Raw genomic sequence first — 22,921 nt, forward strand, 5'->3', positions numbered from 1 at the left:
ATTCTTATTGTGTAACGAAAAGCATTCTGTAGATGTCTGAAATAATTTTTCTTAACAAGGTTTTTATAAGCGGCCAAGAGGCAGCTTATATGCAACAAGCGATCGAAGGTTCAAAGACTGGCGGGGTCCTTTCCGGTGATGGAAGTTTTACCCATCAGGTGAGCAGATTCCTTGAGAAGCGACTTAACGCACATAAGGTTCTACTGACACATTCCTGTACTGCCGCCTTGGAAATGGCGGCTATCCTAGCGGATATACAGCCGGGCGATGAAGTGATCATGCCCTCCTATACATTCGTTTCAACAGCAAACGCCTTTGTCCTACGCGGTGGTGTGCCTGTGTTTATCGACGTGAAACCCGATAGCCTCAATATGGATGAATCCCTTATTGAAGCGGCGATCACAGATAAAACAAAAGCGATCGTCCCTGTCCATTATGCAGGCGCTCCCTGTGAGATGGATACAATCATGGAGATCGCCGCGCAATACGGCCTGTTGGTAATAGAAGACGCGGCACAGGGTATATATTCCACCTATAAAGGGCGCGCCCTTGGAACAATTGGTGATTTTGGCTGCTTCAGTTTTCATGAAACCAAAAATATCGTCTGCGGTGAAGGCGGCGCCCTGTTAATAAATCGCGAGGAATTTGCGGCACGTGCTGAAATTGTTAGGGAAAAAGGCACGGACCGCAGCGCATTCATGAGAGGTGATGCAAAAAAATACACCTGGCAAGATGTTGGCTCCAGCTATCTACCCTCAGATATGTCGGCCGCATTTCTACTGGCCCAGCTGGAAAAAGGCGAAGAAATTACGCAACAACGCCGGAAAGCGTGGGAGCTTTATGATCAGCGGTTTCGCGGTTCAAACCACATACAGGTTCCATCATATGGTCCTGAAACCGTTATCAATGGGCATATTTATTTTGGCTTGCTCCATGAAGCTTCGGAACGCAAGGCATTTATCGATGAAATGCGCCGTGGCGGGGTCCAGACCTTAAGCCACTATGTGCCCTTACATTCCTCCCCCGCAGGATCGCGCTATTGCCGCGTTTCAGGGTCGATGGAACATACGGAATCATGTGCAGCAAGACTGGTGAGGTTCCCCATGTTTTGTGGAGTAGAAAGCAGCGTCGATATGATTGCAGATTTAGCACTGAAGATCTTATCAAATTCGACGCCTTCCACCCATGCAGAGAGCGGACAACTCACTGTTTAATTATCTGTATCGCTTGCGGGCAATAACCCAATACTTGGTTTTGCCCGCGATTTGATACCCCGCGGCGCGCACCAAGTTTCTTTGAAAATTTTCCGCAGTTGAATGTATCCCCGCATAGTTTTCCGGATGTACCCCCTCATTTCCACGGGGACGAATATTATAATCGATGGCAATTACAGGGGCCTGTAGTTGCCGCAGCGACGTCAACAGAATATCGCGTCTTTCCTTATTGTGGCCAAAGAAGAAGTGCGCCTTTTGATCAAATGCTGGTTGCGTACCGGTAAGGCGCGTCATGTTAAGTGATAGCTCGCTAATCCACTCCAGGCCGGGATTTTTCTGGACCAGCTGTTTCAATTCATCCGCTTTCTCGAGCGTATAATTACAAAGTCTGTCTGAGGCTGTTATGCCGTCTAGGCAAGGGTCCAAATTGCCTAGGAACTTGTCTGAAACAATGGCGACAGACTCTTTGGACCATATTCGCTTCAACGGGTTTCCGAATATAAAGGGAGTAATGAAGACGATTAGAATAAAGGCCCAAACAACACGGTCCGCTCTCGGTCCGGTGGTAAATTTTGGCAAGACTAGAAGCGTATATAACAGGAAAGGTACCAGCATATTCTGAGTAGAAAAGCGGTTCATAATATAAGGGCCGACGGCAATAATCATCCCGACGATGACAATATTTTGAAACTCAATCGGTGACAGCGGGTCCTGATCCTTTATTGATAATAAGTACCGGGAAAATAGAACGAACGAATGGAGCATAATCCATAAAAATGGCAGAAAGAAATACGCCGATAGGCCCGCAAAGCCACTTGTTCCACTTTGTATTTTTATTCCGGCTATCTCGACTAATTTTGCAAAAATTGTGCTCAGAGATCCATCAAATAATGTGAGCATCAAAAAGCAGCCCGACAACAGAAAACTTACGGCAAAAGCAGTCCCGGACGTGACAACGCTCAAGATCCCCTTCCTTGCACTTTCTATAAAAATCGCGAATCCCATCGCAAGGATGCAATAGTAACTGGTCTCAAAGTTATAGAAAACAAGCACAGGCGAAATCAGCCCAAAAACTATGGCACCGATGGCCCCTCTTCTACCAGCCAAATAATAGGCAAGAAGGACCATAACCGGGATCATGAGTATTCGAATTGGTAACTGGTTAGGGGCATTAAAGGTTTCGGCAACACCTGAAATCCTTGAGGAATAAACAATCAGGATCAGAAGAGCCGTTACCCCTACCATCTTTATATTTTTCATCCCGAGACGCTGAAAAATAATGGCGATAATCAATCCAGTGAAAACCAGATTGATGAGTTTGAGGAACGTTACCGTTCCCCCTAATGATTCAAACAACGGAATTAAGCGGGAGCTTGCGATGAGTTTGTTGAGCAATAAACCATAATTGGAAAATGCCGCCCAATCCGACCCGGTAAGGGGTTCCGTATATAATCCATCTCCGAGGACGGCAGACCAGTGCATATCCATACTGAATAATCGCGTCTCGGCTATTTCATACGGAAGCACAAGAGGGAGTAAGTAAGTTAACGAAATTACCGAAAACAGGGCAATCGCAATGGTACGTGTCCTGAACCGACCTTGGATGGCCTCCTTCATCATATATGCGGTTGCAAGTGCAAGCAGAAAGTCACGCCCTTTTAGCCCAGCTTGCAGAAAACCATCGCCATTCTTTTTATATAAAAGGACGTAGGCGATCCAAAAGCCAATTGCCAACCATGGTAAAATCCACTTTGGAACGATTGAAGAGAATTGCCAGCCCGAATTCTCTGATTTTTGGAAAATGTTTGGGGTGTATAACGCCGCGAATAAAAAAAAGCCAAAAACTACAACGCAGAAAAAACTGTAGAATCTGGACTGTAAACGAGTGTCAGGTGCAGTCAGATAGGCTACTTGCTCAGGAGTAAATGTGATTTCTTGTGGAGACTGTTGAACCCAGATATGCGAGATACCGAGGGCAATCACCGCCAGGAAGATTAATGCGGATAAAATCTTATAATCTATTAATTGTACAATACGATCAATCAGTATGATTGTTTTCTCATGGATATACGATGATCCGTTTGAAGTTTTTTCTTTCAAGACGGAGTATTTTTTTCGACCAATCAGTGAGATTGCTTTTTCTTCGAAATACGAAACCACAGGTAAAGTTTTTTCTTTCGCCAAAAAGTATTTATCAGTACTCATTTCGGGAACTAACTCTCGAGATAAAGCTATTTTTAATGATGTACATCATATAATCTAATATTGCAATTTCGTGTGGAATTAAAAAATTTTAAACCCATCCAAAGTTGAACATTGTTGCGGTCAAGTCGCGGTATAATTACTACTTTTCGGCCCGTTGGGAAAGATACTCTGAAACTGAGGCAGGTTCCAGATAGTTATACCCTAGAATATCCCTAGCTTCATCTGAAAGATCACCGCTTTCCATATTTTTTGGAATATTAATTTGCTGTTTAAAATAAGGAATATTGAAAACATGATTTACGGCGCGCCGAGCGGATTTCGTTTTATTATATCCTCCCGCGTGAAACAACATACAATCAAGTACGATTAATGAACCAGCTTTTGCCTCCACCTGGATCGCATTATTTGAAATATACTTTTCGGACGGAAATGCCTCAGATTTGTGACTGGCGGGCAAAACAAATGTTGCCCCGTTTTCATTGGTAAAATCATCGATACAATAAACCACATTTACCGCAAGAGGTTTCGTTGAAACGAAATGCTGATAGGGAAGATCCCGGTGCCATGCGTCTTGATTATAGCCTTCCTGTGGCGGATTGATGATGCCATTCTGCTGATTGAGAATAAATTTTCCGGGGATCAGTTTTTTAACGAGTGACAGCAAATTCTTATTAAGCGCGAGATCAAGAAACGGCTTTGCCTGGGTGAGTGGTGAGCGGATAGTATGGAGTTCATTGAACTTTCTCAAATCGCTTTCACCATATGTCTGAATATATCGCTGATGCGTTTGATCAAACGCCTCCGATAAACCCTGAATTTCGGACGCCGTATATCCTGCATCCAATATGGCATACCCGATGTTTGCTACCTGTTCCGCAGCTTCATCGATAATGGACGTTGGGGTGAATTGCTGAAGGATGCCATAAGATTTGGATGGTATGCTATTCATTATGCAAAAACCTTAGTTAATATTTCAACGTTATAACAGAGCCAACAGAGCGTAAACGGCTCCACATCCCCGCTTTTTCTCGGAAAAGTTGTCTACACGTAATTGGTAATTCGCGCTGCCTAGACAACTGATAATAAGCTGCCTAACTTTGATAGTGCAAGCGTTGTGGTGGGATAAGTTTGGTCCTTATTCGGCACCTTCAAATTTACTTCGTCAGCAAGATGTTAATATTAAACTAATCCTGGATAACCAAGCTAAACTACCATCTCCCCTTTGAAGTAGCGCCCGACTAATATAACCCGTCCTAACGATAAACATATATCGGGCTCGTCCATGACAGTGTCCCGTCTTCTTGAGTGAGCCGAATGAAGATTGGGTTATCACCTGTTTCCTTGAGCGAAATGCGGCGTGAGAAGTTCATGATGCGATGCGAATTCTCGGCGGGCAGACGGAAGATTTTCAAATAACGTGGCAGGATATCGCTCCTGTCAAAGATTTCATCGTTGATATCAATCTCATCAAGCGGGACCCCACACTTCACCAAAGGTGTCTCAATCTTAAGTGTGCCGCCATACGCATCCTCAACCCAAAGATCGAAACCACCTATATTACCGGTAGTTAGAGCCCGCCACGCCAGCGACGTCTCAGACATCTGGTCCAACGTCTTGTCGCGGTTAAAGAAATTGATCGGCTTAGCGGCAACAATCCTGTTATCCGATAAATGCGCCTCCCCGTCCCAGATCACCTGACGGAACCGGCCGCGATACTCCGCCCCTTCCCATATTACACGGATGCGGTTCCCGAGTTCCTCACTGCTGTACGGACGGATGGTCTCGAGGTGGTCAAGGCCATTGAAAATGTCGACCCGTTCGATCGGGGATGCCGCATGAATATCAATCTCAAGAGTCATCTCGCCAGAAGGCAAATGAACGATGTCACCCATCATGGCGCCCATAGTCGAGATGCCTTTGGCTATACCGTTCCTCGGGTCATCATGATACAACGTTGCCGTCTCGGAGAACGACGCTTTGACATCGATATACATGCGACCGCCGTGGCCGCCAGTCGTCCCATAGTGATGACGCTTACGCATGCAATCCAGAATGCTGTCACGGCTCAGACTATCGGTGATGAAGCATGTAAGACCGCCAACGGCGCCGAACAGCGACGCTCCCGGATAACTGGCGCCAGGGCGACCCTTGTGACCATCTGAATTTGACACGATGCCAACCCGGTAGCCCATCTCAAAGGCATCCTGCAACAGCCATTCAAAAGTGCCCCAGGACGAGTGAACTTCCATGGATTTTTCAAAACGCCCGTCGTGAGCCATCTTCACATCAGCGTAACGACCCCCGCAATGCGCATAACCGACCACGTCCCATTCCTTGTTAGCGGCAAGAGCGGAGAATAATTCGGCGGCGCTGTTCGCATCGGTATCGATGTCCGAATGATCTTCAACAAGGGCATGTGACGACCGGCGGATAGTCCGGCCTTCGTTGGGAAAGTATATATTACGATCCCCACCAAGGCCCGTATTGCCAGACCATTCATAGCCTGGAACGGTGACGTACTCTCCGGGCACATCGAACCGAGCGCAGAGATTATCCAGTTCGTTCCAGAACGGCGAAGTAATTTGGAAATCATTGCCCTGATGACCAACCGCATCAACAAATGCCCTGTCGCGGGCAAATTCAAAATATTGTTGTGCGCTGCCTGTGCCAATGGTCTCTTCTGACTGTCCATGCAAATCGCCCCAAAAGTGCACCAAATCCGTTCCGGCGACAGCACGGACAGGGTTCGACCGGGCGATGATTTCACCCGCCGAATCCCGAAGCTCGATTACCGCGGAACCCGGAGAGTTGATGGATAGGTCCTTGATAATCTCAACAAATCGCCCGGGTTGGAAGATAACGGTTTCCGGCAGCCCCGAGATTTCAGCGTCGCCAACCTTGACTAGAGACAACGTAACGTCGCACTTGTCGGATGGATTTCCCCAGCGATCCTCACCCTTCATCTTCAGGTTAAATTTTTCCCCTGCACGCACTAGCGTTGGCACCACGGCAACGAAAGTCTCCGGTCTGCCAGAAACGATCTCGATTACTGGTTGGTCGAGGACGGGCTGATAGCAATATGTGGCAATTGGATCAATAAGAGTATGAAACTCAAACGTATCTTCGCAAAAGGTTTGCAAGCGCATTCCGGGAGAGCCTTGTGACGTGTCGCCAAATGTCACCGTAATGGTGTCTCCTTCCCGCAAAAAGCCCTTCACAACCTTAATGTAAAGCGTGCGATCCCATGGACGGACATTTCCCTTAGGGTCATAGTGATACTGTAGAACCGCAGAGTTGGACGCAACGACTGTAGTGAAGTTTGGACCTTTAGGATTCTCGAATTGCGGGCGGGTTTGATCGCTGGCAAAGCGGAAGCAGATGCGTATGGATCCTGAATCATCGATACCGAACTTACCAGCGGTATAGACCAGCGTGAAAGTCTGATAGCTGCCGGCTTCGAATGCGCCTTTCGGTGTTAATGTCACCGATCCGATTTCATCAGCCGGGATGGTCGCGCGGGCGGGTGTGCTCAAAACGCCACCGGATGCGTCATCTGGAGAGCCGAGGGGATATTCGGACATGGATGTTTCCTCTCATTTTTATTACTTCAGTTGCGGGTTTAGCCCGCTACATATCCCGCTGCCATATGGCCGACGGGGGTGCATAACTTATGTTGCAAGGTTAGTCGCGCATCTCATCGATTTGGGCGAGTTCCTCCGCGTTTACGATTTTGCATCTTTATCCCTCTCACCAGATGAGGATCGAAGCTCCACAGTTTTCAGGTGACAATTGGCGCTAGACTGGTCTGGCTTACAAACTTGGTATGAAAATAAGCGTCCATGCCTTCTGTGCCGCCCTCATAACCGATCCCGCTCTTTTTCATGCCACCACCAGCCACATCGGCCAGGAAAGGAGAAAAATTGTTAATCCCTATCCAACCTGCATCAATACGATCCGCGAAGGCCGTCGCCGTTGCGACAGATTCCGTAAATGCATAGGCCGCAAGCCCAAATGGGGAAGCATTCGCCAGGGATATCGCTTGATCGAAATCAGAAAACTCGGATATTGCCAGGATCGGACCAAACGGCTCAGTCATCATCACGTCAGCATTTGCCGCAACATCGACAACTACAGTCGGGGCTACAAAATATCCCGTGTTGCCGACCCTGTCGCCGCCACAAACAATCTTGCCGCCCTTATCTTTGACATCTTCGACGAGCCGTAAAGTGGCGGCCATTCGCCTTTCATTCGCAAGAGGCCCCATCTGACTAGCTGGATCGAGACCATCTCCGACGCGAAAGTCTCTTGATATTTCAACATACCGACGGACAAACTTATCCATCACATCCTTATGCACATAGACGCGGCTAGGCGCTAAACAAACCTGTCCGGCATTCCGGTATTTGAAGATGGCAGTCATTTCAGCGGCCTTCTCTGCATCCGTGTCGTTAAAGACGAGAACGGGCGCATGCCCCCCTAATTCCATTGTTGCATTGATCAGGCCATCGGCGGACAGTCGCATCAGGTCCCTTCCGACTGCTGTTGAACCGGTGAGTGACACCTTTTTGATTTCTGACGCTGAGAGCAGATGTTTGGAGACTTTCTCGGGTTCGCCAAAGACAAGGTTAGCCACACCGGGCGGCACGCCAGCCTCCGCCAGAGCCTCAAACATACCGATGCAGACACCGGGCGTCTCCTCGGCAGGTTTGATTACGATCGAACAACCAGCAGCCAATGCAGGCGCAATCTTCCGGGCAGAGAGTACGGCCGGAAAATTCCAGGGTGAGAAAGCCGCAACGGGTCCAATTGGTTGTTTGATTGTCACTTGGCGCATGCCGGTGGCGCGCTGCGGGTAGACCCGCCCATAGGTACGGGTCGCTTCCTCACCGCACCATTCAAATGTCTCTATTGTCCGGTCCATTTCCCCGATTGCCTCAGCCAGGGGCTTGCCTTGCTCTTGCGTCATGACCGTCGCCAGTTCACGCTTCCGGTCAGTGAGGCTCGCCGCTATGTTTTTCAACACCCTGCCACGTTCTTGAGGGGATACGTCTCGCCATTCCAAGAAGCCCTTTTGCGCAGCAGATACAGCATCATTCAAATCAGAATGATCAGATAGGCTAAGTTCTCCGATGGTTGTCTCATTCGCTGGATTAACGATATCAAAAGCGCGTGTGTTGCCTCCGACCCGCCATTCGCCGTCTATATAAAGATTCTTACCATCTCGTTTCATCGCTCATGACCCTTTCGTGCCAAGCCGCATTAAACATTGATCCATCGTCCAAATCCGTAGGTGATACAAATCGGCTATTTTGGGATAAGCAGCATGGTTGTCAGCTGTGGAATAAACGTGATTGCCAGAAGAGAAAGCACGAGCGCGCAAATAAACGGCATTGCCTTCCATGCGATTTGTGTAAATGGAACATCGGTTATAGATGAAGCAACATAAAGGTTAAGGCCGACCGGTGGTGTCACAAACCCAATTGCCAAGGACACCACCGTGATGACACCGAAGTGAACGGGATCGATACCGATAGTCGTAGCGACAGGAACAAGCAACGGGACAAGCAACAGTATATTGGGCGTTGCTTCCATGATCGCCCCCGCAATCAACAAAATGCAGACAATACAGAGAGTAAGGATCGTTGGATTGTCAGAAATTCCGAGAATTGCATTTACGCCCATTTCGGGAACACCGAGCACCGCGAGTATTTGTGACAAAATTAGCGCCATTGCAATTACCGGTGCAATCAGGCCATTAATGTCCGCGCTTCGATTCAATATTTTGGGTATTTCAGTGAATTTCAGTTCGCGGGTAATGAGCAAACCAACAAACAAGCAATAGGCGACAGCGGCTGCCGCCGCCTCAGTCGGGGTGAAAATGCCACCATAAATGCCTGCAAGAATGATAAAACTGGCACCGAAAGCAAGCTTCGCATCCCAGGCCGCCTTCAAGGCATGACGTAGCGTGAATTTCGTCTTTGTTCCCCAGCCGTTGCGTCGCGCCATATACCAGCCAACAACCGCCATGGCGATGATCATTAGTAAACCGGGTATGATTCCGCCGATAAAAAGATCACCGACAGGAACGCCTGCTGCGACTCCATAAAGCACAAAGACGATACTCGGCGGTATAATAATTCCAACAGTGCCACCACACGCAGTTACCGCGCCCGAGAAATCTGTTGGATAGCCATCTTTCTTCATCTCCGGCACAAGCATCTTGCCCATAGCCGCAACCGTCGCAGAATTCGAACCGCTGATCGCAGCAAACATGCCGGATGCAACAAGTACCGTTAATGCCAACCCACCATTGATCCAGCCTATGGTCGCCCGGGCAAAACTAACCAATCGGCGCGCAATCCCTGACTCAGAGATGAGATCACCCGTCAGTATGTAAAGAGGCATCGCTAACAACGGAAATATCTCGATCGATGAAAATGCTGCAATACCGATATTGTCGAGTGTAAACGTTCCCGTCAGAATAATCAGCATGATCGCACCGATGCCAAGGCAGACAAAAATTTCAATACCGAGTAGGAGAAGAATTGCAATTCCTACTAAAGCAGCAATCAGGGAGAAGTCCATATGTCTACTCGCTTAAAACGGGACCGTTCGCTTCAATTTCGCCGCGACGGTACAAATTTATAGAATGAGTTGTGCGCTGGACAATCCGGACGATAATCAATGACCAACTGATCGGCACACCAATCATTGCTAGCCACATCGGAATGTCGGCGCCTTGAAATGTCTGTCCGTACTGCATGACACCCTGGACCGCCTTTATCGACGTAACGACAATGACGGCGGCAAGGATCAGGAAACAGGCATCACTCAACATATTCAATACGAACTTCCCGGTTCGGCTGAATCGTCGCCGCAGTATGTCGATTGCCAGATGACTGCGAGATCGAACGCCCCTTGCTGCTCCGAAATACGTCATCCAGATAAAGGCGTATATGGCTGTTTCTTCGCCCCATGAGCTGGAACTGCTCAACACGTAACGACGAAACACCTCAACTACTACAATACCCGCCAAATAGGCGTAAAACATAGAGTTAACAAGATATTCCACATTAGCGTCAAGCCAGCGCCATATTGTTTTCCAGCGATTACGCAAAAACTCTACACCTTCCCGAAAAAACCGGCCACTCTGTTGGGAGAGCCCTCAAGCTCTCCCGGCTGGTAAATTCATTCCTTTTTTTTTAGAGCCACCAACGACGGGGAACGACACTGTCGCCAGAATTTGCAACACGTTTTACGGTTTCATATTCGGTCTTCCCGAAACGCTCGATCAACGGGTCAAAAATTTCCTTATTTCGTTCATAGGATAAAGCGTCTTTCCAGTTATCAAGTTCGGAATCCGTAAGATATACTCTCTTTGCCTTGACCGTATTCCACGCCGCATCCGCAGGTGAGTCAGGCCGGATACCCGCCTGGAACTTAAAGGCCGGCTCATAGATCGCATAGTTATAGACCTGCGCTTCATAGGCACCTTCCATAACAGCGCCCTGCACTGCCGGCGGAAGCCCGTTAAACCATTTCGTACTGATAAACAATGTATCTGCATTGTACATCCATTCAGTATTGACTAGCTGTCCGATGACCTCATAGATGCCGGCGTCAGCAACTGATCCGGTACCCACGTGGATGCCATCGACGGCACCTTCCTTGACAGCCGAATAAACTTCACCCCAGGCTACCGGAGTTGGATTTGAGGGCAGAATGTTAAAGGCTGTCTGCTCTAGCTTGGATCCGGTAACGCGGATCTTCAATCCATCCAATTGCTTTGGATCGCGAACTTCAGCGGGAAGGCCCATCTTAAGTTCAAGCCAGCGGGTTTGCGGGAATACACATAGCGGAATAACGCCTTGTTCCATCGACGATTTGCGGAGCGTATCATTGACTTCCTTTGAAAAAAGCATGCGCCAATAGTTTTCTACGGAACCGATCACATAAGGAAAGTCAGTCGCATTCCATACAGGCGCATGAGCCGCCATATTCTGCGTTGATGACTGCGATCCTGCAACAATGCCTTGCTGCACCTTTCGCCCAACCGCGCCTTGTCCTCCGAGCGCTCCACCAAACTTGATATCAACGTGAACCTTACCGCTCGAGTTGCGTTCAATCGCCTCTTTCAATTGCAGCAATCCCGTGAGGTCGAAGTTCTGTTTAAAAATCTGCCCGTCTGGCCAGCGATTTGGTGTGCCGCCGCATCCGAATAATAATGAATGATCCGCCGCCGATTTTTTCGCTTTTTCAATGTCTGCAATCGCTTCTGCCGCCTCGGCGATAGAAACACCGGTAGTTGTCGTTGCCGCGGCTAAAAAAGCCGCCGTCGCGCCATACTTTGCTCCAATACTAATGAATTCGCGGCGACTACGATTTTCTAATTCATTTATCTCTCTAATATCGTCCATAACTTGCCCCTTTTCCTTTAGTACTTGGACCTGATGATTTCGATTTACTGAACAGAAAAACCCTATTTGTTTTAATTTCATTACTTCGAATGTGACCTAAATTGTATGGCTGATAATATTTTTAGACAAACGATTAATATTTATGTTTATCATAAGTTTTTTTCATTTTATAATTGAGAAAATCAGTCGGCATGCTTGACCATGAAACTGTATCGTTTGAAGGTCAGGCCGATGTCAGAATAGAGGGCAAATGCGTATCAGCTACCTGCGGACATTCATCACCATTGCCGAAACAGGCGGTTTTATGGCTGCGGCAAATATTCTTAACCGCACCCCGTCAGCCATCAGCCTGCAGATGAAGGCGCTCGAGGATGCCTTTGGAACGGAACTCTTTGACCGTACCAAACGACCACCAATTCTTAACCGGCAAGGCCGGGCCATACTTGGTGCAGTTCAAGACATTGTTGGGGAGTATGACAAGTTAGAGCAGTCAATCGCGACCAAAGATTTCAGGGGAGAATTTGTTCTAGGTGCCATGCCGACAACACTTACCGGCATCGTACCAAAATCCCTTGCCGCGTGTCAGCGTCGTTTTCCAAACCTACTTGTCCGATTGGTTGATGATCATTCCGCTGGCCTTTTGGCACGATTAAAAAATCGCCAAATTGATGCTGCGATCATTATAACGCCGCTTGAAGTTGAACCGACCATCCGCTGGCGGCCGATTGCCCGAGAACCGTTTATTGTTATCGCCCCAATGGACGCAAAGGCGACAAAAGACAGTTCACTTCTGCAAGAATACCCCTACATCCGCTTCAATAATAATGCGTGGACCGGCAAACTCATTGACGAGCAATTAAAGAAGCGCTCCTTGAATGTGCACATGACAATGGAGCTTGAGAATCTTCAGGCCGTCGCGACCATGGTTTATAATGGTCTTGGCGTATCCATTATTCCGCAGAATTGTGTCGACTCGGGCTTTCCACTTCCCTTGAAGCAAATACCCTTTGGCAACCCACCGATTGTACGAACCATTGGCCTGGCGGAGTTATCAAATAACCCGAAGGAACAGATAACACAGGGTGTATATGAAGAACTGGTTGCGGCAGCTTTATCACGCTAGTTAAACTTTTTTGCGTGAACGGCCGCAAACAGGATCGACAGAAAGTTGTCAGAAGAAGTTGGTGGCAGAGCTGCCCCGCCAAGACACTCGAAATGCCATCCATACTGCAGGCGTCTCTGACAAAGGAAAAAATCCAAAGGTCATTACGCCTGCATGAGTTGAGTTTATTAACGCCGCCGGAAAGTCAGCCTTTTTTTGCTTCCCTTTTGATAACATCCGCGCCAGACGGATCCACGGCCATCCCAAATTTTTCCTGATTATGAGAGTGTCCAACATGGTGAAGTGCCATTGCAGAATTCATAACATTTCGAAAGCCCTGCGCATCCTGCGCCTGGTTAACAGCCATCTTCGCAAGGCGTAACCCCATTGACGGCCGGCTGGCAATGCGATTGGCCAGGGACGACGTAAACTCTTCGAGGTCATCGAGGGAAACAACATGGTTGACGAAACCGACAGAACGCGCCTCTGCCGCACCCATCATGCCGCCAGTGAATAACAATTCCTTGGCTTTACGCAAACCAAAGTCCCAAGGATGGGAAAACCATTCAACACCGTTTACGCCAAACGCAACGGTTGGATCAGAAAATGTTGCATCATCTGATGCGACGATCAGGTCGCAGATTGAAACCAGCATCAGCCCCCCTGCAATGACCTTACCCTGAACCTGGGCAATCGTCGGTTTGGGTATATCGCGCCAACGCTGACAGAAGCCGAGATAAATTTCCTCTTCTCGCGCGTGACGGCCCTCTGCACCGGGAAGGTCAAATCCGCCCCATTGAGTAACCGTCTTATAGACAGACATATCTCTGTCGCCACTCAAATCATGTCCGGATGAGAAATGCGGTCCGTTTGCCGCCAACACAATGACCTTTATGGAATTATCATGGGCTGCGGTATCAAAGGCATCGTTCAACTCATAGAGAAGCTCAATACTCTGCGCATTTCGTTTTTCAGGACGATCAAGAGTAATGCGAGCAACATGCTCTGATGGTGTTTCGTAACGAATAGTCTTGTAGGTCATTTGGCACCTTTTGAGTTGAAAATTAGGTATCTGTCCCTTCTGGCCAGAACCGGGCCCGAAGGGTACGTTTGTTGAGCTTTCCAAAGGCACTGCGCCCCAGATCGTCGCACAATTCAATTCGACGGGGACACTTGTATGAACTGAGCCTTTCCCGGCACCATTCGATCACTTCTTCGCTTTCAGGAGGCGCGAGTGGATCAGCCGGAACGATAAGTGCGGCGAGTTCTTCACCAAAATCAGGATGAGGCGCGGCAACACAGGCAATATCCGCTATTTGCGGGTGGTTTATGAGTATCTGTTCAGCCTCGGCTGGATAGATATTCACACCGCCCGAAACGATCATGTCGCTAATACGGTCGGTAATATAAACGTAGCCATCCTTATCCATGTACCCAATTTCACCAAGCGTGAAAATGCCAGGCGACACATACGCCTCAGCGGTTTTAGCCGGATCATCATGATAAATCGGCCCCCGACCGGTGGAATCGGTGAAACACAGCAACCCTTCTGTCCCCACGGCAACTTCATTTCCTTCCCCATCCAAAATCATAGCGGTAAAGGGAGGTTGGGCGCAGCCAACAGATCCAGGATGGGCCAGCCATTCCTCAGAGCTTATACTGTTTGTGGTACCCACTTCAGTTGCGCCATAGGCTTCAAACAGCACGGGCCCGAACCATTCAATCATTGCATGCTTCACTTCAACAGGGCATCGGGCACCCGTGTGGTTGACAATTTGAAGACTCGACAGGTCGTATTTGGCCCGCACGTCATCGGGCAACGCCAGCATACGCATAAAATGTGTCGGGACCATTATTGAACTGCCGATCTTGTGGCGTTCAATTGCCGCCAGTGTTTTCTCAGCATCGAAACGACCGAGGATCACTGATGGGGTTCCGGCAGCCAGTAATCGCGCTCCAGACAGCGGGCCCGTATGATACATCGGTCCGACAACAAGATGCGTGCCCATCGGGGCCATCATGTTTTCGCTAAGCAGCCTTAAATGTTCGGCAACAGTGGAACCGCCTGCAAACATTGTGGGAGGCAGCTCGACGGCCTTTGGCCGCCCGGAAGTGCCCGAAGTATATAGCAGGTTAGGTTGTGGTGGTTGATCCTCCGGACAAGGCGCATCTGATTGGACGGCAAGCCAGCTATCAAAATCCAATACCGCCCCTTCAATTCCGCCCCATCCAATAACGGTTTTTACATCCGCCATTTGCGCCGCGATCAACCCACGCTCTACTGTCGTCGCATCAACGAAGAGGACAGCAGCATTCGCGTTGCCAATCACGTAAGCCGCTTCATTTGCGTTCAGATGAAAATTAACCGGCGTGACGGAGAGGCCCGCGATTAGCCCCCCCAAATTGGCCAAAGCTGTTTCTGCCGCATTTTCCGCAAACACTGCAACGCGGCACCCTTTTGGCAAATTAAGTGCCATGAGCCCGTTCACGATGCGATTGAGAATATCGTCTACCTCTGCCCAGCCGAGTGATTTCCACGGATCGGTCAGCGCGACTTCGTCTGGACGCAGATTTGCGAGATTTTTGGAAAATTGCGGCATGGCTTAACTCCCGGTCGCGGCGCTGCCGTTCACTGACATATTCGTCATACTTGCCAGACGATCCAAATGCCATTCAGCGTCACCAAACATCGCCTCACACATAGTGAGCCGTTTGTAATAATGACCGATCGGCATTTCATCGGTCATTCCCATGCCACCATGTAATTGAATTCCCTGTCCACCGATGAACCTGGCTGCACGGGCAGTTTGAACCTTGGCCCGCCATATCGCCAGATTGGCATCTGGGGCGCCCTCATCCACGGCAGTTAAGGCTGCATGAATTACGACACGCGCTTCTTCACAGAAAACTTTCATGTCGGCGACCCGATGTTGAAGAACCTGAAAATCTGCCAGCTTTCTTCCGAACTGTTCACGGGTGTTGAGATATTCGGTGGTAATCTCTGTCGCGGCAACCATCGCCCCAAGAGCATCGGCACAAACTGCTAGCGTCCCGTGATCAAGCAGCGTATCGATTTCGAGCGTCCGGTCTTCCGTATTGTTTCCAAGCAAAGCGTCCTTGCCAAGCTCCGCATCCTCAAACCGGACAGCTGCACCACGGCGACCGTCTATCGCCGGTGCTACCGTAAACTGCATATTATCGGTATCAGCAGGAACAAGAAATAATCCAACGGGTCCAGCAGCGTCACCTATACGGGCGGAGACAATTAATATATCAGCACTGTGAGCCCCCACGGCAAACGCTTTTTCCCCGGTAAGGCGGAAGCCACCCTCTATTGGTTGTGCAATCGTTGTGACATGAGATCTATCATAGCCTGAGGCTAGTTCCGCATGCAGAAATCCGACGAGAAGCTTACCTTCAGCGATTTCCTTAAGTTGTTTTTGTTGTTCAGGAGTGCCTAACCGCGTTATCGACCCCGCACCCAGTACCAATGTCTGTACCAGAGGTTCCTGTGCCAGATACCGTCCGGCTGCGGCGAAGAAAATACCCGCTTCGGTCAAGCCCCCTTCTGATCCCCCTGCCGCTTCAGGTAACGTCAGGCCAAGCCAACCTAGATCTGCATAGTCCGACCATTCCTTACGTCCAAATCCATCAGGGTCGCCTGATCGGGCCAAAGCAACAGCGTGCGTCGCTCCGTAGTTGTCACGGAAGTATTCATTGAAACTGTCATCCAGGAGCTGGCGCTCTTCTGTTGAAAATGCTGACATTTTATCTCCTTAGCCCGCGAAGGCACTTTTTGCTATGATGGTACGCTGTATTTCGGAAGAGCCGCCATAGATTGTCGCAGCCCGCCTGATTAGCTGTTCATAAAGGATTCCCGCGGATTCTTTAGGTCCGATAAGTTCGCCGTTCCAACCCGCCATCAACGCATCCGTCTGATACGCCAGACCATGGCGTCCGAGCACCTCGGTCATTGTCTGCAGTATTTCCTGCTGAAGCTCAGAGGCACGCAGTTTCAATGCTCCGGCACCGATAAGCGAAGGCGATCCCGCCGCGTGAAAGGCTGTCCGCTGATCCTCTGAAAGAGCCGCCAGTGTGGCGATACTCACCTCGAGATCAGCGATCCGGCGGCGGAAATATGGGCTCTCTGACAATGGCTTGCCGCCTTCATTTGTAATCGCCAGGACAGCACGCAATTGATCCATATAACGGGTGAATTTTCCGACACCTGCGGCCCCTGCCCGTTCATGACCCAGCAGGAATTTCGCGTAATCCCAACCTTTGTTTTCTTCGCCGACAAGATTTTCTGCGGGTACACGCACATTATCAAAGAACACTTCGTTGAGATGATGCCCCATGTCGATTGTATTGATCTTGCGAACCGTAACACCCGGCGTCTTCATGTCGATCAGCAAAAAGGAGATACCCTTTTGCTTTTTAACATCAGGATCAGTCCGCACGAGGCAGAAAATCCAATCCCCCCAATGCCCAAGGGTTGTCCACGTCTTTTGACCATTGACGATGTAATGCTCACCGTCGGCGTCTGTACCCTTGACGGCAGCTGTGCGAAGAGAGGCAAGGTCGGAGCCTGAACCAGGTTCTGAATACCCCTGACACCACCAAAGATTATTGGCCACAATGTCAGGCAGGAAGCGCTTCTTCTGTTCTTCCGATCCGAAAGTATAGATCACCGGGCCAACCATGGTTACGCCAAAAGGAATGAGCCAAGGGGCACCGGCACGGGCCGTTTCGTCATTGAAAATTGCAGACTGCTCAGGCTCCCAGCCAAGTCCGCCATATTCCTTTGGCCAATTTCCCGCCAGCCAGCCACGTCCGGCAAGAGCCTTAAGCCAAGCGTCATACTCTGGTTTTTCCAGATGCTGGCCAAGTTCCAGTTTACGGCCGAAGTCACCGGATATTTCCTTGCGACAAAATGCGCGGACTTCTTCACGAAATTCATCCAATGAAGGGTTATGGGCAGAAGAATTGAAGAACATACTTGTTCCTTTGAACACGAGTTTTTAGAGAATGGGAGTATGCTACGCAGAAAATTATCCTCGCAGCACACCCCCGTCGCAAAAGGAGATCACTTTACGGAAACGCGGGAGTACAATTCTTCCTGCAAGATATCCATGTATTCGTCCTGAGTATTCACGCCTGTAAGACGCTCTTTCCATTTTTCGTAGGACGCCATAAATTTAGTGACGATCTCACGAGCGTTTTCTACGCCCTTTTCTTCACCAATTTTTATAGCCCGCTCAAAATTGTCAGCTGCGGCCGTTTTGATGGCAGCTTGCAACGTCTCATCAGGCTCAATCACGTCATAACCGATATCGGCACGTGCCAGCTCAACTTCTTCGTCTCTGAGCGTCCCGAAGTAGCCACCTGCGGTTGACAATGGTGCCGCATCAATCAGCGTCTGCTTATCTTTTGTCGAAAGCGTTTCCCATAGATCCTCGCGGATCACAACATTATGAGGGCTTGGTACTGTACCCGCGTTTACGTTGACGACATATTTTGCAAGCTCACCCAAGGAATAGGTACTCAGGAAACTCGGCGGCGCGAAAACACAATCGACCTGGCCACGCTGTAGAACTTCATAAATTTCTGAACTTGGAACGTTAATTGGCGATGCACCAAGTGCGTTGGCCAAAGCGACTGTATGACCAGCGGCGCGGATGCGCAGCCCTTTTACATCTTCAGCAGTCCTCACGGGTTTCGTGCACAACAAGTCATAATTTGTCAGACTCCAGGCGCCCAGAAAGCGCATGTTCCACTTCTTGTCCTCTTCCATACAATCCTTGCAGTCGAAAAGGTACATTTCGGTCATCGCTGCGATCGCAGCCGGCACGTCATCCAGGAGTGCCCCGAGGTTGATGATTACATTAGAAACCGGGAGCTCCGCGGGATAATAAACGCTCGGTACATATGCCGCATCGATAAGCCCGTCTTTCAGTCCGAAAAGCGTTGTTTTCGCTGTGACAACACTACCGCCGCCGGCAAGTGTCATTTCCAGGTCTCCGCCACTGGTTTCATTCACTTTATCCAGGAAAGGAATGAAACCATTAACAACCGTGGCACTGGTTGGAGACGCGTATGTGCCAAAGATCATCTTTGTCTCTGCTTGCGCAGATGAAGTTGCCAGACCCAGCGCGAGTGCAAAAGTCGTCAGCATCGTGTTTCTTATTTTCATGATTTACTCCCAATTATAGTTTTTAATGGACGCATGGTTTTTCGTTACTTTTTCTAAGTTTTGCCGAACTCAACTCGTCATCATGTTGGGCAGGGCGAGAATGAGCTCTGGAAAGGCGATCAAAAGGGCCATGATGACGACTTCAGCCGCCAGGAACCAGGATATGCCCTTAAATATCGTTCCAAGTCTCACTTCCTTTCCGACAACACGGCTCATCACAAAGACATTCATTCCGACCGGAGGCGTCAAAAGTCCAATTTCCAGCATCTTGACCAGGATCACACCCGCCCAGATCTCGTTAATACCGGCGGATGCAAAAATCGGCAGCAGAATTGGCAGTGTCAGCAACATGATCCCCAGCGTGTCGAGAAACGCGCCAAGGATTAGATAGAGAACGCAACAAATGAGGATGATGAGGATCGGGTTTGTCGTCAGGCCGGTTATGTGGTCTGACAGAAATGCCGGCAAGCCGGTGAGCGCGAGATACTGCGATAGCAGCGAGGCACCAATGGCGATCAGGAAAAGAGCGCCCGATGTCGTCGCCGTTTCGATCGCTGCTTCACGTAGTTCTGACATCCGGAAGGATCGTTGTGACCAGGCGACCAACCCGGTTGCAATTGCGCCCACGGCTCCCGCCTCGGTGGCCGTCGCAATGCCGCCATAAATGGCTCCGACCATGGCTACTGCGATCACGGCAACCGGCCACACCCGCTTCAGGCTGCTAAACTTGTCACTTAGTGTTACACCGCTCAGGTCAGAACGTGGCGCCAGTTTAGGAGAAATAGTACAGCGGGTGAAAATCATGACGGCATAGACCACCGTCGTCAGCAACCCCGGTACGACGCCCGCTATCAGCATCTTACTGACGGAAACTTCCGCAAAAAGTGCATAGATGACCATGATGATGCTCGGTGGAATCAACGCCCCGACGGTCCCGACAGCGGCGGCGCAACCTGTGGCCAATCCCTTGTCATAGCCCTGCCGCAGCATTTCTGGCACGGCAATCCGGCCCATGGCGGCGGTGGTTGCAAGGCTCGACCCACAGATAGCGGCAAATCCTGCTCCGGCAAAACTTGTGGCGATTGCCAACCCACCAGGTAATCGACCAAACCATAATCGCATGGATTTATAGAGTTCCGTCGTTATCCCTGCACGCGAAGCAACTGCACTCATCAAGATGAACATGGGTACTGCCGAGAATGTCCAATGAGAGACAAAGTCTACCGGTATCGACCGCAAGGCTCCCATAGAAGGCCCGAAACCCCGCAAGTACCACAATCCGCCAAAGGCGACGCTCAGCAATGCAATTCCAATAGGTACGCGAATACCCAACATCACCACAAGGATGACCATACTTATAATGCCGGCTTCTACGCTCATACCCCACCCTCCTCAGTCAAAGCCGATGCTTCATCGTCTTTAACCTGGTCATCAAAATCCTTTCCTGGTTGCAGGAGCTGCACGACCAGAACGCAGAGCATTGCGACAACGCCGAGGAAGGCAATCCAGCGCGCGGGCCAGACAGGAATATCCATCGTTCCGGTTTCAACCAATTCGCCAAGGCCCATCTGACGTATCGCCATATCCATAAGGGCCCAGGCAAAGTAACTCAGAACAATTAGTGTCAGGAGGTTGGCAATCACACGGAATACCCTATTGGCCCACTCCGGCAGCACCGCAAGAAGGATATCAACTGAAACATGTTCTCCTTTTCGCTGGACATAGGCCCACGGAACGAAGGCGACGATCACCATATAAAAATGAGATACAATTTCGACAGTTCCGTCCAATGTTGCGGAAAACAGGCCTCGCACGACAATCCCGGCAGCGACATGAAGGCACATTAGGATGACAGTGAAGGCTGCAAACCAGATTGTTGTTTGCGCCAAGGCGTCGGACAACTTGTTAAGAGCGCGCATCACACACACCTTCTGTCGAGCTGTCACCTGTAACTGTCACGCCCGTCATCTGCCCCTTAGACCTAAGCAGGACGGTTGTTTTTTTAGCCGTTATTTCGCCGCGACCTCTCCCCTCTTGAGGATGCGACTCAAACACTGATATCGACCTATGAAGTATCGGATACGGCGTCATAATGTAGGATCGAGAAAGTTCGATTTTTCTTTGCATTATTTTATGTCTCAGGGTTTTATTCACGACCGCAAATTAACCCGTTGTTTGATTTTTATCCCTGTTTAATCACGAACATCACATCGAGCCTACTTGCGGTCAAGTTTTTTTTATTGTATGACTATTCCATATAGTGGAGTTTTTATAAAGACTTGAAAATGAACAATAAAAACACTGTTGAGGGAGCCCAAGTCGTCGCAAGAGCTGGTCAACTCCTGAAGTTGGTCGCCCGCGATGGAGGCCGAGGAGCGCGACTCTTGGATTTAGCACGGGCGGCCGAATTACCCCAGTCAACAACACGGCGTCTCTTGAAAGCCCTAGTGGAAGAGAGGCTGTTGGAGCAGTCATTACCAGGGCGACGTTACTTTATCGGGCCACTCGCGTTTGAGCTTGGGTTAGCGCGGCACTCTAGGCCTATTGTAACGGAAGAATTTAGAATAATGATGGCGGGCATTGCGAACCAGGCAGACGGCGCAGTTTGCCTTCAGGCTCTTGTCGGGGACGATGTTCTTTGCCTTCATCGCGCAGATCCGGACACCAAGCCTGGCTGTAATAGTATTCGCCCAGGCGACCGCCGCCCCCTTGGTGGAGGAGCCGGGCCATTAGCCATTTTGGCCAAACTTAGTAATTTGGAAATAGACCAAACACTGGAGAAAACCAGCTCGGAGCTTTATTTTACTCTAGAAAGCGATCTGCGGGATACATATTCTGGAATTACAAATACCCGTAATCAGGGTTTTGCGGTATGCCGAGAAATGTTCGACCGCTCCTTGACGGGTGTCGGTATTGCCTTCAGCCCACAGCAACATCCGGGGGCAACTCTTTTAAGCATCAGTATTCTTGTCGACGAAATTAATGAGGCCCGAATTGAAACCCTTGCGAACCTGCTCAAGCGCAAGATTAAAACCACCAATGCCTCGGGATTCCAGTGCCTGGCTAATAGCGATAATAACTTTCATCATAATTTTGAGTTACATACCGGACCAAATACAGGCTTATCTAACTAATAAAAATTTTCTCTACCATACCAAGATATGTATCACGTACATTTTGCGGTACCCCCTTCGCTTTCTCATTGCTTAGAATATACCTTCGCAACAGAAATTGCTTTGCACCCATGAGAGAATAAGCGATCGCCTCAAAATTTTGCTCTTCTAAATTCGGGAACTCCCCTCGCGCCTTGCACGCATACATCAAGCGTATATAAGATTCGGCCATGCTTTCCATATAGGCATCATAGACTTTTGGGACAAAAAACGGAGCTTCGGCAAAAACCCGCTGCTTACCTGACGTTGCGGAAGTTTGCTCAAACAATACATCGAAGCTTACGGTTTCGTGCTCCAGGAATGTTCTTGCCTTACCGCTTTTCTCTCGGATAGCCGCACGCAGTGTTTCACTGACCATCGGTAACAACTGATGGAGTAAATCATGATGACTGCGAAAATAGAGATAAATAGACCCATAGGGAACACCGGCCTCTTCCGCAATTCGCGCCATTGAGGCTTTTGCATAGCCATGGCGTCCAACAACCTTGATCGCTGAGTTGATAATATGGATGCGGAGTTGCTCACGCCTTGTCCGCATGCGCTCTGCTTTCATCAAACCTCCCCTTTTAGGCTTACTTGACTAAATAAAACCTATTCAGTCAAGTAGTCAGCCACGT

General features: G+C 49.4%; 18 protein-coding genes. 3 read left to right on the forward strand and 15 right to left on the reverse strand.

Annotated features, from left to right (window positions below):
* Positions 1-32: 32 nt before the first annotated feature.
* Positions 33-1,214 carry a dTDP-4-amino-4,6-dideoxygalactose transaminase gene (rffA, locus tag GQE98_RS08330; protein WP_161315200.1) on the forward strand — a complete coding sequence of 394 codons (1,182 nt, stop codon included), beginning with the start codon at positions 33-35 and terminating at the stop codon, positions 1,212-1,214.
* On the opposite strand, the gene GQE98_RS08335 is transcribed toward rffA, so the two are convergent.
* The 7 genes from GQE98_RS08335 to GQE98_RS08365 form a co-directional block, all read right to left on the reverse strand.
* Positions 1,215-3,419: a hypothetical protein gene (locus GQE98_RS08335; RefSeq protein WP_161315201.1), complete on the reverse strand. Its 2,205-nt coding sequence runs from the start codon at positions 3,417-3,419 to the stop codon at positions 1,215-1,217. It abuts the gene before it with no gap.
* Positions 3,420-3,558: 139 nt separating this feature from the next.
* Positions 3,559-4,368 (reverse strand): phytanoyl-CoA dioxygenase family protein, encoded by an 810-nt coding sequence (locus GQE98_RS08340; RefSeq protein WP_161315202.1) that lies wholly within the window; start codon positions 4,366-4,368, stop codon positions 3,559-3,561.
* Positions 4,369-4,672: 304 nt separating this feature from the next.
* A complete protein-coding gene (locus GQE98_RS08345) occupies positions 4,673-7,000 on the reverse strand; it encodes a hypothetical protein (protein ID WP_202526167.1) in 2,328 nt (775 codons plus the stop codon).
* A gap of 197 nt (positions 7,001-7,197) precedes the next feature.
* Positions 7,198-8,649, reverse strand: coding sequence for an NAD-dependent succinate-semialdehyde dehydrogenase (locus tag GQE98_RS08350; protein WP_161315203.1), 1,452 nt, complete (start codon positions 8,647-8,649; stop codon positions 7,198-7,200).
* A 74-nt stretch (positions 8,650-8,723) separates the two neighbouring features.
* Entirely contained in the window at positions 8,724-10,004 is a 1,281-nt protein-coding gene (locus tag GQE98_RS08355; protein ID WP_161315204.1) for a TRAP transporter large permease, read from the reverse strand.
* Positions 10,005-10,008: 4 nt separating this feature from the next.
* A complete protein-coding gene (locus GQE98_RS08360; RefSeq protein ID WP_161315205.1) occupies positions 10,009-10,536 on the reverse strand; it encodes a TRAP transporter small permease in 528 nt (175 codons plus the stop codon).
* Between the two features lie 85 nt (positions 10,537-10,621).
* Positions 10,622-11,836 carry a TRAP transporter substrate-binding protein gene (locus GQE98_RS08365; protein ID WP_161315206.1) on the reverse strand — a complete coding sequence of 405 codons (1,215 nt, stop codon included), beginning with the start codon at positions 11,834-11,836 and terminating at the stop codon, positions 10,622-10,624.
* Between the two features lie 250 nt (positions 11,837-12,086).
* On the opposite strand from GQE98_RS08365, the gene GQE98_RS08370 reads away from it, so the two are divergent.
* Positions 12,087-12,959, forward strand: a complete 873-nt coding sequence (locus GQE98_RS08370) for a LysR family transcriptional regulator (protein ID WP_161315207.1) — start codon at positions 12,087-12,089, stop codon at positions 12,957-12,959.
* Positions 12,960-13,143: 184 nt separating this feature from the next.
* On the opposite strand, the gene GQE98_RS08375 is transcribed toward GQE98_RS08370, so the two are convergent.
* The 7 genes from GQE98_RS08375 to GQE98_RS08405 all read right to left on the reverse strand — a co-directional run bounded on the left by GQE98_RS08375 (position 13,144) and on the right by GQE98_RS08405 (position 21,050).
* Positions 13,144-13,980 (reverse strand): enoyl-CoA hydratase, encoded by an 837-nt coding sequence (locus GQE98_RS08375; RefSeq protein WP_161315208.1) that lies wholly within the window; start codon positions 13,978-13,980, stop codon positions 13,144-13,146.
* A 22-nt stretch (positions 13,981-14,002) separates the two neighbouring features.
* Positions 14,003-15,538 (reverse strand): AMP-binding protein, encoded by a 1,536-nt coding sequence (locus GQE98_RS08380; RefSeq protein ID WP_161315209.1) that lies wholly within the window; start codon positions 15,536-15,538, stop codon positions 14,003-14,005.
* Positions 15,539-15,541: 3 nt separating this feature from the next.
* Complete coding sequence (locus tag GQE98_RS08385) at positions 15,542-16,705, reverse strand: acyl-CoA dehydrogenase family protein (protein ID WP_161315210.1); 1,164 nt, start codon at positions 16,703-16,705, stop codon at positions 15,542-15,544.
* Between the two features lie 9 nt (positions 16,706-16,714).
* Positions 16,715-17,935: an acyl-CoA dehydrogenase family protein gene (locus GQE98_RS08390; protein ID WP_161315211.1), complete on the reverse strand. Its 1,221-nt coding sequence runs from the start codon at positions 17,933-17,935 to the stop codon at positions 16,715-16,717.
* An 89-nt stretch (positions 17,936-18,024) separates the two neighbouring features.
* Positions 18,025-19,131, reverse strand: a complete 1,107-nt coding sequence (locus GQE98_RS08395) for a C4-dicarboxylate TRAP transporter substrate-binding protein (protein ID WP_161315212.1) — start codon at positions 19,129-19,131, stop codon at positions 18,025-18,027.
* Positions 19,132-19,200: 69 nt separating this feature from the next.
* A complete protein-coding gene (locus tag GQE98_RS08400; protein WP_161315213.1) occupies positions 19,201-20,511 on the reverse strand; it encodes a TRAP transporter large permease in 1,311 nt (436 codons plus the stop codon).
* Positions 20,508-21,050, reverse strand: coding sequence for a TRAP transporter small permease (locus GQE98_RS08405; protein WP_161315214.1), 543 nt, complete (start codon positions 21,048-21,050; stop codon positions 20,508-20,510). The genes GQE98_RS08400 and GQE98_RS08405 overlap by 4 nt, the downstream gene beginning before the upstream one ends.
* Before the next feature lie 366 nt (positions 21,051-21,416).
* Here GQE98_RS08405 and GQE98_RS08410 point away from each other — a divergent pair, with 366 nt between their 5' ends.
* Positions 21,417-22,265 carry an IclR family transcriptional regulator gene (locus GQE98_RS08410; protein ID WP_161315215.1) on the forward strand — a complete coding sequence of 283 codons (849 nt, stop codon included), beginning with the start codon at positions 21,417-21,419 and terminating at the stop codon, positions 22,263-22,265.
* Here GQE98_RS08410 and GQE98_RS08415 read toward each other — a convergent pair.
* Entirely contained in the window at positions 22,258-22,857 is a 600-nt protein-coding gene (locus tag GQE98_RS08415; protein WP_161315216.1) for a TetR/AcrR family transcriptional regulator, read from the reverse strand. The two genes, GQE98_RS08410 and GQE98_RS08415, sit on opposite strands and share 8 nt — an antisense overlap.
* Between the last annotated feature and the right edge of the window lie 64 nt (positions 22,858-22,921).

Source organism: Sneathiella litorea (assembly GCF_009882915.1).
Classification (GTDB): Bacteria; Pseudomonadota; Alphaproteobacteria; order Sneathiellales; family Sneathiellaceae; genus Sneathiella; species Sneathiella litorea.

Bases quoted from the DNA above. Each gene is read 5' to 3' on its own strand.
- rffA (WP_161315200.1), top strand. From the start codon at position 33: ATGTCTGAAATAATTTTTCTTAACAAGGTTTTTATAAGCGGCCAAGAG.
- GQE98_RS08335 (WP_161315201.1), bottom strand. From the start codon at position 3,419: ATGAGTACTGATAAATACTTTTTGGCGAAAGAAAAAACTTTACCTGTG.
- GQE98_RS08340 (WP_161315202.1), bottom strand. From the start codon at position 4,368: ATGAATAGCATACCATCCAAATCTTATGGCATCCTTCAGCAATTCACC.
- GQE98_RS08345 (WP_202526167.1), bottom strand. From the start codon at position 7,000: ATGTCCGAATATCCCCTCGGCTCTCCAGATGACGCATCCGGTGGCGTT.
- GQE98_RS08350 (WP_161315203.1), bottom strand. From the start codon at position 8,649: ATGAAACGAGATGGTAAGAATCTTTATATAGACGGCGAATGGCGGGTC.
- GQE98_RS08355 (WP_161315204.1), bottom strand. From the start codon at position 10,004: ATGGACTTCTCCCTGATTGCTGCTTTAGTAGGAATTGCAATTCTTCTC.
- GQE98_RS08365 (WP_161315206.1), bottom strand. From the start codon at position 11,836: ATGGACGATATTAGAGAGATAAATGAATTAGAAAATCGTAGTCGCCGC.
- GQE98_RS08370 (WP_161315207.1), top strand. From the start codon at position 12,087: ATGCGTATCAGCTACCTGCGGACATTCATCACCATTGCCGAAACAGGC.
- GQE98_RS08375 (WP_161315208.1), bottom strand. From the start codon at position 13,980: ATGACCTACAAGACTATTCGTTACGAAACACCATCAGAGCATGTTGCT.
- GQE98_RS08380 (WP_161315209.1), bottom strand. From the start codon at position 15,538: ATGCCGCAATTTTCCAAAAATCTCGCAAATCTGCGTCCAGACGAAGTC.
- GQE98_RS08385 (WP_161315210.1), bottom strand. From the start codon at position 16,705: ATGTCAGCATTTTCAACAGAAGAGCGCCAGCTCCTGGATGACAGTTTC.
- GQE98_RS08390 (WP_161315211.1), bottom strand. From the start codon at position 17,935: ATGTTCTTCAATTCTTCTGCCCATAACCCTTCATTGGATGAATTTCGT.
- GQE98_RS08395 (WP_161315212.1), bottom strand. From the start codon at position 19,131: ATGAAAATAAGAAACACGATGCTGACGACTTTTGCACTCGCGCTGGGT.
- GQE98_RS08400 (WP_161315213.1), bottom strand. From the start codon at position 20,511: ATGAGCGTAGAAGCCGGCATTATAAGTATGGTCATCCTTGTGGTGATG.
- GQE98_RS08405 (WP_161315214.1), bottom strand. From the start codon at position 21,050: ATGCGCGCTCTTAACAAGTTGTCCGACGCCTTGGCGCAAACAACAATC.
- GQE98_RS08410 (WP_161315215.1), top strand. From the start codon at position 21,417: ATGAACAATAAAAACACTGTTGAGGGAGCCCAAGTCGTCGCAAGAGCT.
- GQE98_RS08415 (WP_161315216.1), bottom strand. From the start codon at position 22,857: ATGAAAGCAGAGCGCATGCGGACAAGGCGTGAGCAACTCCGCATCCAT.